Source organism: Methylobacterium terrae (assembly GCF_003173755.1).
Classification (GTDB): Bacteria; Pseudomonadota; Alphaproteobacteria; order Rhizobiales; family Beijerinckiaceae; genus Methylobacterium; species Methylobacterium terrae.
Genome location: NZ_CP029553.1, coordinates 1,895,863 through 1,911,764 on the forward strand (window position 1 = coordinate 1,895,863; position 15,902 = coordinate 1,911,764).

General features: G+C 73.1%; 13 protein-coding genes. 10 read left to right on the forward strand and 3 right to left on the reverse strand.

Features of this window, described 5'->3' with window-relative positions; genetic code table 11:
* Nucleotides 1-78 precede the first annotated feature (78 nt).
* The 7 genes from DK419_RS08505 to DK419_RS08535 all read left to right on the forward strand — a co-directional run bounded on the left by DK419_RS08505 (nt 79) and on the right by DK419_RS08535 (nt 8,688).
* Nucleotides 79-2,076 carry a heme lyase CcmF/NrfE family subunit gene (locus tag DK419_RS08505; RefSeq protein ID WP_109958696.1) on the forward strand — a complete coding sequence of 666 codons (1,998 nt, stop codon included), beginning with the start codon at nt 79-81 and terminating at the stop codon, nt 2,074-2,076.
* A 17-nt stretch (nt 2,077-2,093) separates the two neighbouring features.
* Nucleotides 2,094-2,573 carry a cytochrome c-type biogenesis protein gene (locus DK419_RS08510; protein ID WP_109958697.1) on the forward strand — a complete coding sequence of 160 codons (480 nt, stop codon included), beginning with the start codon at nt 2,094-2,096 and terminating at the stop codon, nt 2,571-2,573.
* Nucleotides 2,570-3,565 (forward strand): P1 family peptidase, encoded by a 996-nt coding sequence (locus tag DK419_RS08515; protein ID WP_109958698.1) that lies wholly within the window; start codon nt 2,570-2,572, stop codon nt 3,563-3,565. The genes DK419_RS08510 and DK419_RS08515 overlap by 4 nt, the downstream gene beginning before the upstream one ends.
* A gap of 198 nt (nt 3,566-3,763) precedes the next feature.
* On the forward strand, nt 3,764-4,135 hold the full coding sequence (gene crcB, locus DK419_RS08520) for a fluoride efflux transporter CrcB (protein ID WP_109958699.1): 372 nt from the start codon (nt 3,764-3,766) through the stop codon (nt 4,133-4,135).
* Nucleotides 4,136-4,210: 75 nt separating this feature from the next.
* Entirely contained in the window at nt 4,211-4,516 is a 306-nt protein-coding gene (locus DK419_RS08525) for an Rdx family protein (RefSeq protein WP_109958700.1), read from the forward strand.
* A gap of 45 nt (nt 4,517-4,561) precedes the next feature.
* On the forward strand, nt 4,562-7,120 hold the full coding sequence (locus DK419_RS08530) for a sensor histidine kinase (protein ID WP_109958701.1): 2,559 nt from the start codon (nt 4,562-4,564) through the stop codon (nt 7,118-7,120).
* 179 nt (nt 7,121-7,299) lie between these two features.
* Nucleotides 7,300-8,688 (forward strand): adenylate/guanylate cyclase domain-containing protein, encoded by a 1,389-nt coding sequence (locus DK419_RS08535; protein ID WP_109958702.1) that lies wholly within the window; start codon nt 7,300-7,302, stop codon nt 8,686-8,688.
* 19 nt (nt 8,689-8,707) lie between these two features.
* Here DK419_RS08535 and DK419_RS08540 read toward each other — a convergent pair whose 3' ends face one another.
* Entirely contained in the window at nt 8,708-8,941 is a 234-nt protein-coding gene (locus tag DK419_RS08540; protein ID WP_048430796.1) for a GcrA family cell cycle regulator, read from the reverse strand.
* 310 nt (nt 8,942-9,251) lie between these two features.
* Between DK419_RS08540 and DK419_RS08545 the strand changes: the two genes are divergently transcribed.
* The gene (locus DK419_RS08545) at nt 9,252-10,892 is read left to right on the forward strand and encodes an inorganic phosphate transporter (RefSeq protein ID WP_109958703.1); all 1,641 of its coding nucleotides are present in this window, start codon (nt 9,252-9,254) and stop codon (nt 10,890-10,892) included.
* Between the two features lie 15 nt (nt 10,893-10,907).
* Here the strand turns inward: DK419_RS08545 and DK419_RS28550 are convergent, their stop codons facing one another.
* On the reverse strand, nt 10,908-11,576 hold the full coding sequence (locus DK419_RS28550; RefSeq protein ID WP_162561173.1) for an Abi family protein: 669 nt from the start codon (nt 11,574-11,576) through the stop codon (nt 10,908-10,910).
* A gap of 280 nt (nt 11,577-11,856) precedes the next feature.
* On the opposite strand from DK419_RS28550, the gene DK419_RS08550 reads away from it, so the two are divergent.
* Both DK419_RS08550 and DK419_RS08555 read left to right on the forward strand, forming a co-directional pair.
* Nucleotides 11,857-12,870 carry an NAD-dependent epimerase/dehydratase family protein gene (locus tag DK419_RS08550; RefSeq protein ID WP_109958704.1) on the forward strand — a complete coding sequence of 338 codons (1,014 nt, stop codon included), beginning with the start codon at nt 11,857-11,859 and terminating at the stop codon, nt 12,868-12,870.
* A 57-nt stretch (nt 12,871-12,927) separates the two neighbouring features.
* On the forward strand, nt 12,928-14,178 hold the full coding sequence (locus DK419_RS08555; RefSeq protein ID WP_109958705.1) for a TetR/AcrR family transcriptional regulator: 1,251 nt from the start codon (nt 12,928-12,930) through the stop codon (nt 14,176-14,178).
* Nucleotides 14,179-14,209: 31 nt separating this feature from the next.
* Here the strand turns inward: DK419_RS08555 and DK419_RS08560 are convergent, their stop codons facing one another.
* Entirely contained in the window at nt 14,210-15,895 is a 1,686-nt protein-coding gene (locus tag DK419_RS08560) for a methyl-accepting chemotaxis protein (protein ID WP_109958706.1), read from the reverse strand.
* Nucleotides 15,896-15,902 lie beyond the last annotated feature (7 nt).

Below are 15,902 nucleotides of genomic sequence, written 5' to 3' on the forward strand. Positions count from 1 at the left end.
GGCAGGACGCCGGACCGGGAGAGCCGTCGACCGATCTCCCGTCCCGATGGATAAAACGCTTACCGAAAGGTCGCCCCGGTGCTGATCGAGGTTGGTCACTACGCCCTCGCCCTGGCGCTCGCCCTGTCGCTGACGCAGATGGTGATGCCGGTCTGGGCGAGCCGCACGGGCGACCCGGTCCTGCGCAGCGTGAGCGTGCCGGCGGCGCTCGCCACCTTCGCGTGCATCGCCTTCGCGTTCGCGGCCCTGACCTACGCCCACGTGACCTCGGACTTCTCGGTCCAGAACGTCGTCGAGAACTCGCACTCGATGAAGCCGCTGATCTACAAGATCTCCGGCGTCTGGGGGAACCACGAGGGCTCGATGCTGCTCTGGGTGCTGATCCTGGCGCTGTTCGGCGCCGTGGTGGCGCTCGCCCGCAACGCGGTGCCGCCGACCCTGCGGGCCAACACGCTGGGCGTCCAGGCCGCGATCACCGCGGTGTTCCTGCTCTTCATCCTCGTCACCTCGAACCCGTTCGCCCGGCTCAACCCGGCCCCGGTCGAGGGCCGCGACCTCAACCCGCTGCTCCAGGATCCCGGCCTCGCGATCCATCCGCCGCTGCTCTATCTCGGCTATGTCGGGTTCTCGATCACCTTCGCCTTCGCCATCGCGGCCCTGATCGAGGGCCGGATCGACGCCGCCTGGGCCCGCGCCGTGCGGCCCTGGACGCTCGCGGCCTGGTGCTTCCTCACCGTCGGCATCGCCATGGGGTCGTACTGGGCGTACTACGAGCTCGGCTGGGGCGGCTGGTGGTTCTGGGACCCGGTCGAGAACGCCTCGCTGATGCCCTGGCTCGCCGGCACGGCGCTCGTCCACTCCACCGTCGTGATGGAGAAGCGCGATGCGCTCAAGGTCTGGACGGTGCTGCTCGCCATCCTGACCTTCTCGCTGTCGCTGCTCGGCACCTTCCTGGTGCGCTCGGGCGTCCTCACCTCGGTCCATACCTTCGCCACCGATCCCACCCGCGGCACCTTCATCCTCGGGATCCTGGTCGTCTTCATCGGCGGCTCGCTGGCGCTCTACGCCTGGCGCGCGCCGACCTTGCGCCAGGGCGGCCTGTTCGCGCCGATCTCGCGCGAGGGCGCGCTCGTGATGAACAACCTGTTCCTGTCGGCGGCCTGCGCCACGGTGCTGGTCGGCACGCTCTATCCCCTGGCGCTGGAATCGCTGACGGGCGAGAAGATCTCGGTCGGGGCGCCGTTCTTCAACCTGACCTTCGTGCCGCTCGCGGTGCCGCTGCTCCTCGTGGTGCCGTTCGGCCAGACGCTCGCGTGGAAGCGCGGCGACCTCGCGGCCGCGAGCCAGCGGCTGTTCGTCGGCTTCGGGCTCGCGCTCGCCGTCACGCTCGCGGCGATCGCCGTCACCTGGGGCGGCCCGGTGGGGGCGCCGCTCGGCATCGGGCTCGGCGCCTACCTGATCGTCGGCGCCGCCCTCGAGATCGTCACCCGGGCGCGGGGCAAGACGGTCGGCCTGTCGCTGCGCCGGGCCGCCGGCCTGCCGCGCTCGGCCTGGGGCACGGCGCTGGCCCATGCCGGCGTCGGCGTCACGGTGATCGGGATCGCGGCCCAGGCCTGGAGCGTCGAATCGCTCGCCACCGTGCAGCGCGGGGGCGAGCTGCGCGCCGGCCCCTACGTCGCGGTGCTCGAGGGCGTGCTGCCCCGGACCGGGCCGAACTACACCGAGACCGTCGCCCACCTGACCATCCGCGAGGGCGGCGCGCCGGTCGGCGTGCTGGAGCCCGGCAAGCGCTTCTACGCCTCGCGCAACATGTCGGTGAGCGAGGCGGGCCTCCTCACCGTCGGCGTGAGCCAGGTCTATGCCAGCGTCGGCGAGACCGGGGCCGACGGCCGCGTCGGCATCCGCCTGTACTACAAGCCGCTGGTGCTGATGATCTGGCTCGGCGCCGTGGTGATGGCGCTCGGCGGCGGCCTCTCCCTCACCGACCGGCGCTTCCGCGTCGGCGCCCCGGCGCTGAAGCCGGCCGTCCGCGACGCCGCCGGCCCGGTGCCGCCCCACTCGGTTCCGGCCGAGTAGGAGAATCAGGAGCCCCGATGCGCGCCGTCCGCCTCCCCCTGCGCTCCGCCCTTCTCGCCCTGGCGCTGCTCCTGCCGGTCGCCGCCGGCGCGGTGCAGCCCGAGGAGGTGATGAAGGATCCGGGCCTGGAATCGCGGGCCCGGTCGATCTCGTCCGGCCTGCGCTGCCTCGTCTGCCAGAACCAGTCGATCGACGATTCCGACGCGCCGCTCGCCCGCGACCTGCGGCTGATCGTGCGCGAGCGCCTGCGCCAGGGCGACAGCGACGGCGCGGTGGTCGATTACGTGGTGCAGCGCTACGGCGAGTTCGTGCTGCTGCGCCCGGTGCTCGCCTGGCACACCGCCCTGCTCTGGCTGACGCCGGTGATGGTGGTCGGCCTCGGCGGCCTCGCCCTCTGGGGCGCCGCCCGCCGCCGCAAGCCGACCCCGCCCCGGGCGCTCTCGGCGGCCGAGGAAGCCGCGGTCGCCGACCTGGTGCGCCGGGCCGAGCCGCGGTGAGCGGCAGCCTCACGGACATCGCGGGCATCCGCGTCGGCCACGCCGCGGATGCCCGCGCGCTCTCCGGCGTCACCGCGATCGTCTTCGATTCCCCCACGGTCGCCGCGGTCGACATCCGCGGCGGCGGGCCGGGCACCCGGGAGACCGACCTCCTCGACCCCGAGCGCACGGTGGCGGGCGTCGATGCCCTGGTGCTCTCCGGCGGCTCGGTCTTCGGGCTGGATGCCGCCTCCGGCGTCGTCGCCTGGCTCGCCGAGACCGGCCGCGGCTTCGCGGTCGGCCCGGCGCGGGTGCCGATCGTGCCGGCGGCGATCCTGTTCGACCTCCTCAACGGCGGCGACAAGGCATGGGGCCGCTTCTCCCCCTACCGCGACCTCGGCTACGCCGCGGCCGCCGCCGCCGCCGCCGATCCGGTGGCGATGGGCTCGGTCGGGGCCGGGCTCGGGGCGCGGACCGCCAACCTCAAGGGCGGGCTGGGCAGCGCCTCCGCGGCGGTCGAGGGCACCGGCGCCCGCGTCGCCGCGCTCGTGGCGGTGAACGCGCTCGGGCGGGTCACGGTCGGGGACGGACCGCATTTCTGGGCCGGCCCGTTCGAGGAGGGCGCCGAGTTCGGGGGCCTCGGCCCCGCGCCGACGATCCCGCCCGACGCCTTCGCCTGGCCGCGAAAGCCGATGCCGGGCGCCAACACCACGATCGCCGTGGTCGCGACGGATGCCCGGCTGACCAAGGCCGAGGCCCGCCGCCTCGCCGTGACCGCGCAGGACGGCCTCGCCCGGGCGATCGTGCCGGCCCACACGCCCCTCGACGGCGACCTCGTCTTCGCCGCCGCCACCGGCGCCGTGCCCCTCGCCGACCCGGTCGGGGATCTGGCACGGCTGGGTGATGCCGCGGCGCGGGTTCTGGCGCGGGCGGTCGCCCTCGGGGTGTACCACGCGAGCGCCCTGCCGGTGGCGGGAGCGCAAGGCGCGTGGCGGGAGCGGTTCGGAGGTTGAGACGAAGGGCCGCCGGCCGCGCGGCCGGGATGGGACGGCCACTCGACGATGCAGGGAGTGCCGCACCCCTGACGGAGCGCGATGTGCCTGCACCGGATGGATCCCGGTGCGGCGCGCGGGCCACGGTTGCACGCGGCGTCGTCGTCCCGCCCGACGGCGCGTGCCAGAAGCCGCGGGGGTGAACGGAGACGGCGTACGGTGAGCTATCTGGTGGTCTTCCTCGGGGCCGGCCTCGGCGGGGCGCTGCGCCACGGCGTCAACCTGTGGGCGGCGCGGGCCGGCAGCAGCTTCCCGTTCGGCACGATGCTGATCAACATCGCGGGCTCGGTGATGATGGGGGTGCTCACCGGCTGGTTCGCGGCGCGGGGCGGGGGCCCGCAGGCCCTGCGGCTGTTCCTGACCACCGGGATCCTCGGCGGCTTCACCACCTTCTCGACCTTCTCGCTCGAGGCCTTCCTGCTGTGGGAGCGCGGCGCCCACGGGGCGGCGCTCGCCTACGTCGCGGTGTCGGTCCTGGCCGGCATCGCTGGCGTCGCCGTGAGCCTCGCCGTGCTGCGCCAGCTCGCGTGAGCACGGGCGGAGACCGGGCTTCCTGGAGCCAATACGGTTGACAAGCGGGGGGATCGGAGGCGGAGTCCGTTCACGATGAGCGACACCGCCCCCCGTCCGGACGCCGAGAAACCCCGCATCGCGATCACCTACTGCACCCAGTGCAACTGGCTGCTGCGGGCCGGCTGGATGGCGCAGGAGCTGCTCTCGACCTTCCGCGACGCTCTCGGCGAGGTGGCGCTGATCCCCGGGACCGGCGGCGCCTTCGCGATCACCTGCGACGGAGCCCTGGTCTGGGAGCGCAAGCGCGACGGCGGATTTCCCGACATCAAGACCCTCAAGCAGCGGGTGCGCGACCGGATCGAGCCCGGCCGCGACCTCGGCCACCTCGACAGGGCCTGACGCCTTGACCCGACCGCGCGCCCCGCGCGCCGCAGGATGCAAGCCATGATCCGCCGCCGGCTCAACGCCCTGCGGCGGGACGGGCTCTCGACGCAGGTCTACCTCGTCGCCCTGGCGATCGCGCTGATCGGGCCGGGCCTGCTGTTCACCGCCGTGCTGCTGGGCCGCTACGCCGCCCTGGAGCGGATCCGCTTCGAGCAGGACGCTCGCGAGAGCGTGCGCGGCATCGCGCTCAGCATCGACCGCGACATGGCCGGCCTGGTCTCGGTGCTGCAGACCCTCGCGACCTCGCCGCGGCTGCGCCAGGCGGGGCTCGGGCCGGGCAATCTCGGCGGGTTCGACGTCCAGGCCCGGGCCGTGCGGGAGACGACGGGCCTTGAGCTCTCGCTGCGCCGCCCGGACGGGACGCAGCTCGTCAACACCGCCCTGCCCCCCGGCGCGCCGCTGCCGCAGGACCCGCATCCCGAGGATGCCGCGGTGCTGGCGACCCGGCGCCCGGTGATCGGCGGCGCCCGGGCGGGCACCCCCGGCCGGCCGCCGACCTACGACGTGGCGGTGCCGGTGATGGTCGACGGAGCGCCGGCCTACGTGCTCAGCGTCACGGTGCCGGTGGAGCGGCTGCACCAGATCCTGATCCACGACCTCGCGCCGGGCTGGACCACCGGGATCGTCGACCGCGACGGCATCCTGCTCGCCCGCTCGGAGGACCACGCGACGCTCGCCGGCCAGCCGATGCAGGCGTCCTTGCGCGGCACCGCGACCGCCGCGGCCGACATCTGGGAGGGCGTCGACCGGCGCCGGCGCCCGGTGCTCTACGTCGAGACCGCCGCGAAGGCGGCGGGCTGGACCGTGGGCGCCAGCATCCCCAAGCAGCGGGTCGAGGCGCCCTTGCGCCACTGGATCCTGGCCTTCGGGGGGTTCGGGCTCCTGGCGCTCGCGGTGTCGTCGGTCCTGGCGGTGCGGCTCTGGGCGCGGGTGGCCGAGCCCCTGCGCCAGCTCGCGGCGGCAGGGGGGGCGCTCGCCGTCGGCCAGCCGGTGCCGCGGGTCTCGACGCCGATCCGCGAGATCCGCCAGCTCGCCGACGCGCTGGCCGACGCCTCCCAGAGCCTGCGGCGGCGCATCGCCGAACGCGACCGGGCGCTCGACGAGCAGAGCCGGGGCCTCGTCGCCCTGCGCGAGAGCGAGGCGCGCTTTCGCCACATGGCCGATTCCGCCCCGGCCCTGATCTGGATGACCGATGCCGAGGGCGAGATCGCCTTCGTCAACCTGCATTACGGGTACCTGTTCGGCCGCTCGACCGAGACGCTGCGGGAGGGCCGCTGGCGCGAGCTTCTCCATCCCGACGACCTCGCCGGCTTCGAGGCCGCCTTCGCGAGCGCCTTCGCGGCGCGCGAGCCGTTCCGCTGCACCACCCGGGTCATCGACAAGCACGGGGCGACGCGCTGGATCCTGTGCGAGGGCGTCGCCCGCCTCGACGATCGCGGCCGCTTCCTCGGCTATACCGGCTGCAACGTCGACATCACCGAGGCCAAGGTCGCCGAGGCGGCGCTCCGCGAGGGCGAGGAGCGCCTGCGGCTGGCGCTGGCCGCCGGCCGGCTCGGCACCTGGGAGATCGACCTCGCCACCGGGCAGCACCGCCTCTCGGCCCGCTCGGCCGAGATCTTCGGGCAGGCGCCGCTCTCGCACGAGGCCTGGACCCGCACCGTGCACCCGGAGGACCGGGCGCGGATCGAGGCGGCGCTCGTCGCGCTGCTCGCGGGCGAGGCCGAGTACCGCGCCGAGTTCCGGATCCGGCCGGACGAGAACCATCTGCGCTGGGTCAGCGCCCAGGCGATCGTCCAGCGCGAGCCCGGCGGCCGGGCGCGCCGGGTGATCGGCATCCACCAGGAGGTGACCGAGCGCAAGCGGGCCGAGGAGCACCTGCGGCTGCTGGTGCACGAGCTGAACCACCGGGTGAAGAACACGCTCGCCACCGTGCAGTCGATCGCGATGCAGAGCCTGCGCGGCCTCGACGGCCCGGCGGTCGGCGCCGCCACGATCGACGCCGCGAAGGCGGCCTTCGAGGCGCGGCTGATCGCGCTCGCCCGCGTCCACGACGTGCTGACCCGCGAGAGCTGGGAGGGGGCGGAACTCGCCGATGTGGTGAAGGACGCCCTCGCTCCCCTCGACGGTCCGGGACCGCAGCCGCGCTTCGCCGTCGGCGGTCCCGCCGTGCGGCTGCCGCCCCGCATCGCCCTGTCGATCGCGATGGCGCTGCACGAGCTCGCCACCAACGCGGTCAAGTACGGCGCCCTCTCGGTACCGGCCGGACAGGTCGCGCTGTCGTGGACGGTCGCCGAGGGGCGGCTCAGCCTGCGCTGGCAGGAGCGCGGCGGCCCGCCGGTCGTGCCCCCGACCCGCACCGGCTTCGGCTCCCGCCTGATCGAGCGCAGCCTCGCCCGCGAGCTCGACGGCACGGTGAGCCTGAGCTTCCCGCGCGAGGGCGTGGTCTGCACCATCGTGGCGCCCTTGGGCGAGCCGGGCGCGGCACGGCCGGAGGAGCGGCGAGAGGACGGGCAGGAGGGCGACGCGCCGGCCCGGCGCCGGGCAGCGGGGCAGGCGTGAGGCGTGGGATCGTCCCCTCCGGGGGATCCCGCGGCTCGGTCTCGAACCGGAACTCGTCGGAGCGGCACCGACGTCAGGGGAAGTAGGCCGGCCGGTCGATTGCGGGCGGCGGGACGCGTCCCATATCGCCGGAAGCCGAGGGCCCGTCCCGCGCCCGGCGCCGGACGATTCGACCGCCGATGACGCCAGACCCGACGCACAGTCCCCCGGCCCGCCGGGCGCTCGGCCGCCAACTCGGGCGCGTCCGCAGCCGGGCGGGGCTCACCTCCGTCGGGGCGGCCCTGCTGCTGCTGGTGGGATCCGCCAACGGCCTGCTGCTCGCCTGGCAGAGCAGCGTGCAGCACCGCATCACCCACACGCTCTCGATCGACCGGATCCTGATGCAGGTGCTGGCCGACCTCCTCGACAGCGAGACCGGGCAGCGCGGCTACCTGCTGACCGGCGATCCGGCCTTCCTGGTGCCCTACACCGAAGGCCAGGCGCGCATCGCCGCCGAGCTGCCGCAGCTGGAGGCGGAGCTGCGCTCCTCCTCGACCCAGGAGGCCCGGATCGCCGCCCTGCGCCCCGCCATCGCCCGCAAGTTCGCCGAGCTCGACCGGACCATCGCCCTCGACAAGGCCGGCGACCGCGATCGCGCGCTCGCCCTGGTGCGGGCCGGCGAGGGCAAGGCGGAGATGGACGAGATCCGCCGGATCATCGAGGCGATGCGCGCCCGGGAGGACGCGCTGCTGCTGGGCTACCAGCAGCACGCCCACCGGATCGAGACGATGGTGGGGATCGGCAGCGTCGTGTCGGTCGGCGTCATGGCGCTGCTGGCGATCCTGGCCCTGCGCGAGGCCGGGCGGCGGGCGGCCCTGTCGCGCTTCCTGCCGGCGGAGCTGGCGCCGCTGCTCGAGCGCGGCGGCAGCATGGAGCAGGGCGGCGGCCTGCGGCTCGGGGAGCGGCGCCACGCGGGGATCGCCTTCGTCGACATGCGCGGCTCGACGACGATCGCCGAGCGGGCCGATCCCGAGACGGTGGCGATCCTGGTGACGGGCTTTCGCCGCTGCGTCGCCCAGGCCGCCCGGGAGACCGGCGGCGTGATCGACAAGTTCATGGGCGACGGGGCCCTGGTGGTGTTCGGCGTGCCGGAGGCGCGGGCGGATGCCGCCGCCCAGGCGCTGGCCTTCTCGGGGCGGCTCGAGGCCCTGGTGGCGGAGTGGAATGCCGGATCGGGCGAGGCCCGGGTCCAGGATCGAGACCCCGTGCGGATCGGCATCGGGGTGCATTGCGGCGAGGTGTTCGTCGGCGTGGTCGGCGACGACGACCGGCTCGAATTCACGGTGCTGGGCGACGCGGTCAACGTCGCGGCGCGGCTGGAGCAAGCGACGAAGACCTTCGGGGTCACGACGCTGGCGTCGCAGGCCGCCCTCGACGCGGCGCAGGTCCCGGACGCGGAATGGCACGAGGTCAGCCGCTCGGCCCTGCGGGGCCGGCAGGAGGCGTTTCCGATCTACGGGCGCGCGGCCCGAGGCCCGATGGACGACCGAATGGTCGAACGGGCCGAAGAACGGTCCGGGACGGGGTAGCGGTCCCGGCCGACCTCTGCTATCGCAGCCGCCCCGGCCGGGTCGGTTCGAACACGATCCGGCGGTGGAAGGCGCACCAGCTCTTTCCATCCTGCACCGGCGCGCCGCAGCAGACCGCACGGTCGTTCGGCTCGCCGATGATGAACTTGCACACGAAGGCGCCCGATTGGGCGAAAGGAACCCGGAGACTCGGGGAGGGCTCCTCGACGGCGTCTGCGGTCACGATATGCGACATGCGCACGAGCTGGTTCATCGGGTACTGACTCGCTGGCCATCCGCCACCCTCGACCAGAAGGGCGCCGGGCCGGTTCGTTGCGGGCGGATCCGTCGCCGGATACGTCGTCAAGGGATCCACGCCCCGGCGGCGCGCACGCGCGTCGCTAGGGCAGCGGTGATCGTGTGAATTTGGGGTTGCGTCACGCAGAACGCAAGCCCCTTAAGCATTTACACCGGGTTTTCGAGTGCCGGCGGGCTCCCCGCGGCCTCCCGCCGAATCCGGCGCCGTCATCGACTTGCCATCCGGCCGCCCTATCCTTGCGGGGCGCCGCTACAGCGAGTTCCCGATGACCGATGCCGCTCTCGCTCCCGACCGCCCCGGCGCGGCGCATGGTCACGGCCGCCCCCGGCTCGACCACGCCCTCCACCCCGCGGCGACGATGGGGTTCGTGGCGGTGCTGGCCGCCGGCCTCGCCTATGGCGGCTACAACCTCGTCGCCGACATGCACCGGGCCGGCCAGCCGCCGCTCGCCATTGGCGCCTTCGCGCTGCTCGGCCTCGCCCTGGTGATCGCGCTGGCCTTCGAGTTCGTGAACGGCTTCCACGACACCGCCAACGCGGTCGCGACCGTGATCTACACCCACTCGATGCCGCCCCTCGTCGCGGTGATCTGGTCGGGTGCCTTCAACTTCCTCGGCGTCATGGCCTCGACCGGGGCGGTGGCCTACAGCGTCGTGACGCTGCTGCCGGTCGAGCTGATCCTCCAGGTCGGCTCGGGGGCCGGCTACGCGATGATCTTCGCCCTCCTGCTCGCCGCCATCGTGTGGAACCTCGGCACCTGGGCGCTCGGCCTGCCGAACTCCTCGTCGCACGCGCTGATCGGCTCGGTGATCGGCGTCGGGCTCGCCAACCAGCTCATGGCGCCCCACCACGCCGCCTCGGGCGTCGCCTGGGGCCAAGCCCTGAGCGTGCTCGAATCGCTGCTGTTCAGCCCCCTCGTCGGCTTCGTCTGCGCCGCGGGCCTGCTCCTCGTGCTCAAGCGCCTGGTGCGCCGGCCCGAACTCTACCGCGCGCCGGAGGGCGAGGCGCCGCCCCCGCCCTGGATCCGCGGCCTCCTGATCCTGACCTGCACCGGCGTGTCCTTCGCGCATGGCGGCAACGACGGCCAGAAGGGCATGGGGCTGATCATGCTGATCCTGATCGGCGCCGCCCCGACCGCCTACGCGCTCAACCGCACCATGCCGGATTCGAGCACGCCCGCCTTCGTGCAGGGCTCGCAAGGCGCGAGCCGGGTGTTTCGCGACCATGCCGGATCGGCGCCGGTGCCGGAGGCCGCGGGCGCCCGCGCCAAGGTCGGCGAGGCCCTGAAGGCGGAGTCGCCCGCGAAGGCCCTCGCGACGCCCGAGGCCTACGCCGCGCTCGCCGGGCTCTCCGACGACATCGCCGCGCAGGTGCAGAGCTACGGCGCCATCCGGCACGTGCCGGCGGAGGCGACGCCGAACCTGCGCGCCGACATGTATCTCGCGGGCGACGCGGTGCGCCTGCTCACCGGCGACAATTCGCCCTTCGGCGACGCCGAGAAGAAGACCCTCGGCGACTACCGGCACACCCTCGACGACGGCACGCGCTACATCCCGACCTGGGTCAAGGTCGTGGTCGCCCTGGCGCTCGGCCTCGGCACCATGGTCGGCTGGAAGCGGATCGTCGTCACGGTCGGCGAGCGCATCGGCAAGCAGCACCTGACCTACGCGCAAGGCGCGTCCGCCGAGGCGGTCGCCGCCGGCACGATCGGGCTCGCCGAGGCCTACGGCCTGCCGGTCTCGACCACCCACATCCTGTCGAGCGGCGTCGCCGGCACGATGTGGGCCAACGGCACCGGCCTGCAGATGGCGACGGTGCGCAACCTGGCGCTCGCCTGGATCCTGACCCTGCCGGCGGCGATCACGCTCGCGGGGGTCCTGTACTGGGGCCTGCGGCAGGTGTTCTGAGGGTGCCGCGGGTCCTCACGGGCCTGCCTGCCACACCGGTCCGAAACCGCTATGCGCCTCGGCGAACGCGCGGGTGCCCGGACACAGGGCGGCGACGATACGCTGAAGATCGTCGTAACCTTTGTCGAGCGGGAGATGGAAGATCGGCTCGTGATGAGCGATTCGATTGCGTAAAGTCAGCATCTCGTTGCAGATCGACCAAGCTGTCGGCCGGTCGAGGCTGGGCTCGTGCGGCAGGATCTTCGGCATGTTTTTACGCCAGACATGTGCGATCTCATAGCTTTTCGAGAGCTGCGAAACCCAAAAGCCGGCTGAGAGATCGGAGACGATGGCCGGCAGAGGAGCCGGGACCACGCGGCGTTTTCTCTCCTGTCGCTCCCTCGCTTGCGACAGGCGGTCCTCGTCGGTCCTGGTCAGCTGCCGCCTCAGGCCGCCGACATCGTAGGGCCAGGCCCGACCGTACCGGCAGATCAGGAATTCACTCAGCCGATTCCGCAGGCAGATTTCCCAAGCTTGCAGATAGATATATAACTCTTTTGAAAGCCGAGAATTCCAACTATAAAGTTTCAGCGCCCCAAACTCATCCCCGCCTGATTCTATCAAGTAACGGTTGAAGCGCGGCTGGCTCAAGGACGCCGCGAATTGGCGCTGCAGCCGACCATCTCTCCACAGGTCGTCTTGCATGCGGCCCAACCTTGAACTAGATAGAAAACGTGCGCCTGGGGAAACGGTCACTGTGCGATCGGCACACACCCCCCCGGGACGGGACATGACGTTTCGAACGGCGGGGGCGGGTTCGCGAGAATCCGCCCCTTGCTGCTCGAAAACCCGTGTCGCACGCCTCCTGACGCAGCGGCAAGACCCAGCTTCCATCGGGTCCCGCGTCTCGGAGGCTGGCAACCCGCCCCCCGCCGGTGTAACCGCCCCGGGCGGGCGCTTTCCCGGCCCGCGCCAGGGACCCGCCATGCGCTTCCTCGTGACAGGCACGGCCGGCTTCATCGGCTTCCACCTCGCACACCGGCTGCTCCGGGCCGGCCACGAGGTCGTGGGGATCGACGGGCTGACCGACTACTACGACGTCGCCCTCAAGCGGGCGCGGCTGGCGCGGCTCGCGGCCCTGCCGGGCTTCTCGTCGCACGAATTCCTGCTGGAGGAGCCCGGGGCCTTCACGGCCGTGATGGCCGAGGCCCGGCCCGACGTGGTGGTGCACCTCGCCGCCCAGGCCGGGGTGCGCTACAGCCTGGAGCACCCGGAGGCCTACGTCTCGGGCAACGTGGTGGGGACCTTCCAGGTGCTGGAGGGCTGCCGGGCCCATCCGGTGCGCCACCTCGTCTTCGCCTCGACCTCCTCGGCCTATGGCGGCAACCGGAGCGTACCGTTCCGCGAGACCGACCGGGCGGTGTGGCCGCTCACCATCTACGCCGCCTCGAAGATCGCCGGCGAGGCGATGGCGCATTCCTACGCCCATCTCTGGAAGATCCCCACGACGGCGTTCCGGTTCTTCACCGTCTACGGGCCGTGGGGCCGGCCCGACATGGCGCTGTTCCTGTTCACCCGGAAGATCCTGGCCGGCGAGCCGATCGACGTCTACGACCACGGCCGGGCCGTGCGGGACTTCACCTACATCGACGACCTCGTCGAGAGCATCGCCCGGCTGATCGACGCCCCCCCTCCCCCGGCCGGCGCCGAGCCGGTCTCGGCGGCCGACACCCTGAGCCCGGTCGCGCCCTACCGGATGGTCAATATCGGCGGCGGGCGGCCGGTGAGCGTCGCGGCGATGCTCGACGCCCTGGAGGCGTCCCTCGGCCGGAAGGCGGTGCGCCACTTGCGCGACCTGCCGCCCGGCGACGTCGAGCGCACGGAAGCGAGCACCAACCTCCTGCGCGACCTCGTCGGCTACGTGCCGGCGACGCCGATCGAGGCCGGCATCCCGGCCTTCGTCGCCTGGTACCGGGAGCATTACGGCGTCGAGCCGTGACACCGCCTCGTCGCGATCCTCCTTGTCAGGGGGCCCGCGACAGTGCTCAATCCCCCCATGCCCCGCAGCCTCGATCCCGAGACCGTGCCCGCCCCCGAGGCGGCGCCGCGCCAGACCCGGCGCTACGCCCAGAAGCGCGACGCGATCCTCCACGCCGCCGCCGCCCTGATCAACGAGGCCGGGGTGAAGGGCACGACGCTCGCCGACGTCGCCCGCAGCGTCGGGCTGATGACGAACAGCGTGACCTACTATTACCGCCGCAAGGAGGACCTGGCGGCGGCCTGCTTCCTGCACACGATCGGGGTGCTCGACGGGCTGGTGGCCCGGGCCGAGGCGGCGCCCGACGGACCGGCGCGGCTCGCCCGCCTCCTCGACCTCGTGGTCGCCCACCGGGCCGCGACGGCGGCGGGCGAGGAGCCGGACATCGCCGTGCTCAACGACGTGCGGGCGCTGCCCGCGCCCCAGGCCGAGAGCGTGTTCTCCGCCTACAACGCCCTGTTCCGCCGCCTGCGCGGGTGGTTCGACGACGGCCTCGACCGGGCGGACCGGAACGCCCGCACCCACCTGCTGCTCTCGGTGATGCACTCGACGCGGCTGTGGATCCACCGCTACGAGCCGCGGGACTACGCGAGGGCCGGCGCCCGGATGGCCGATCTCCTCACCCGCGGCCTCGCGGGCCCGGGCTCGGAGTGGCGACCGGCCCTCCTACCCGAACAGGCGCCGCCGGAGGAGAGCGAGGTCTCGCCCGAGGCGTTCCTGCGCGCCGCCACGATCCTCATCAACCAGCAGGGCTATCGCGGCGCCTCGGTGGAGAAGATCTCGGGGCTCCTCAAGGTCACCAAGGGCTCGTTCTACCACCACAACGACAACAAGGACGACCTCGTCGCCAACTGCTTCTCGCGCAGCTTCGCCCAGATCCGGGCGGTGCAGGACGCGGCCGACGCGGGCGGCGGCAGCGGCTGGGACCGGATCTGCACCGCCTCGGCCACCCTGGTGCGCAGCCAGCTCGGCCCCGGCGGTCCGCTCCTGCGCGTCACCGCCTTCAGCGCGCTGCCGGAGGCCCTGCGCACCGAGACGCGCCGCACCATGAACCGCCTGACCGAGCGCTTCGGCTTCTGCCTCGTCGACGGCATGGCCGACGGCTCGGTGCGCCCGCTCGATGCCGGCATCGCCGCGCAGCTCGTCTCGAGCATGGTCAACGCCGCCGCCGAGCTGCCGGCCTGGGTGCCGGGGGTGACCCCGGAGACGGCGGCCGACCTCTACGCGCGGCCGCTCTTCCTCGGGCTGTTCGCGCCGCCGGCGCGGTGAGCGACGGCGGCGTCCTCCCGGCCCGGCCGGGTCAGGCCGCCCGCACGGTATCGAGGAAGCGCGCCACCTCCGCCGAGAGGTGCTCGGATTGCCGCGACAGCTCGGAAGCCGAGACGAGTACCTGGGTCGCCGCGGCGCCGGTCTCCTCCGCCGCGCCCGCCACACCGGCGATGTTGCCGGTCACCTCGCCGGTGCCGGAGGCGGCCTGCGAGACGTTGCGGACGATCTCCTGGGTCGCCGCACCCTGCTCCTCCACCGCCGCCGCGATCGAGGTCGCCACCCCCGAGATCTCCTCGATCCGCGCGGTGATCGTGCCGATCGCGCCGGCCGCCTGACCCGTCGAGGCCTGGATCGCCGCGATCTGGCTCGTGATCTCCTCCGTCGCGCGGGCCGTCTGGCCGGCGAGTTCCTTGACCTCCGCGGCCACCACCGCGAAGCCGCGGCCGGCCGCCCCGGCGCGCGCCGCCTCGATCGTGGCGTTCAGCGCCAGCAGGTTCGTCTGCGCGGCGATCGAGGAGATCAGCCCGACCACGTCGCCGATGCGGGCGGTCGCCTCGGTCAGCGCCCGGACCTGATGCGCGGTCTGTCCGGCCTCGGCGACCGCGGCCTGCGCCAGCCGGGCCGAGCCGTCGACCTGGCGGCCGATCTCCTGGACCGAGGCGCCGAGCTCCTCGGCCGCGGCCGCGACGGTGCCGACGTTGGAGGAAGCCTCCTCGGCGGCCGCCGCGACGGCGGTGGACTGGGCGGCGGTCTGGGTCGCGGTGGCGGTCATCGCCTGGGCGGTGGCCTGCAGCTCGGTGGCGGAGGCCGAGACCCGGCCGACGATGCCGCCGACGGCGCGCTCGAAGGCGTCCGCCATCCCGCGCATGCCGGCGCGGCGCTGCTCCTCCGCCGAGGCGCGGGCGAGGACGGTCTCCTCCTCGAGGGCTCGGGCGCGGATCAGGCCGTCCTTGAACACCTGCACGGCGGCCGCCATCGCGCCGATCTCGTCGCGCCGGCCGGTGCCGGGGATCGCCACCGCGAGGTCGTGTCCGGCGAGCCGGCCCATCGCGGCGGTCATGCGGGCGATCGGGCGGGCGATGCCGATGAGGCTGAAGATCACCGCGCCGGTCGCCGCCGCGAGCGCGAGGGCCGTCATGACGGCGGCGGCCAGGATGCCGCCATCGGCGCTGGCGCTGCTGTGCTCGGCGCTCGCCAGGGCGGACCCGGCATTCATCGCGACGATCGCCTTCAGGGCGCCGGTCGCCTCGGCATTGGTGCCGGTCATCTCCGGGCCCGTCAGCATGGCGAGCGCCGAGGCCTGGTCGCCGGCCGCCATCGCGCCGGTCACGTTCTTCTGGCCCTCGAGGTAGCGGCTCCACTGGGTGACGAAGCGCCCGAACGCCGCCCGCTCCTCCGTGCCGGAGATCAGCGGCTCGTAGCGCGCCTGGAGGTCGACCAGCGCCTTGCGGCTGTCGGTCAGGGCCTGCTCGTTGCGGTCGTAGGCGGCGTCGTCCGTCGAGGTCACGACGAAGCGGTAGAGGTGGATGCGGTAGCTCTGGGTCTCGGCGTAGATCTGGCTGATCAGGTTCGAGGCCGGAATCCGGGTTTTGGCAATGTCGACGATGTCGTCCCGCAACGTCAGCAGCCGCATGATCCCGTTGCCGCCCTGCGCCACGCTGAACAGCATCAACGTCATGATCGTCCCGATCAGGACGTGCTTGATTGACAACTTCATCCTGCGA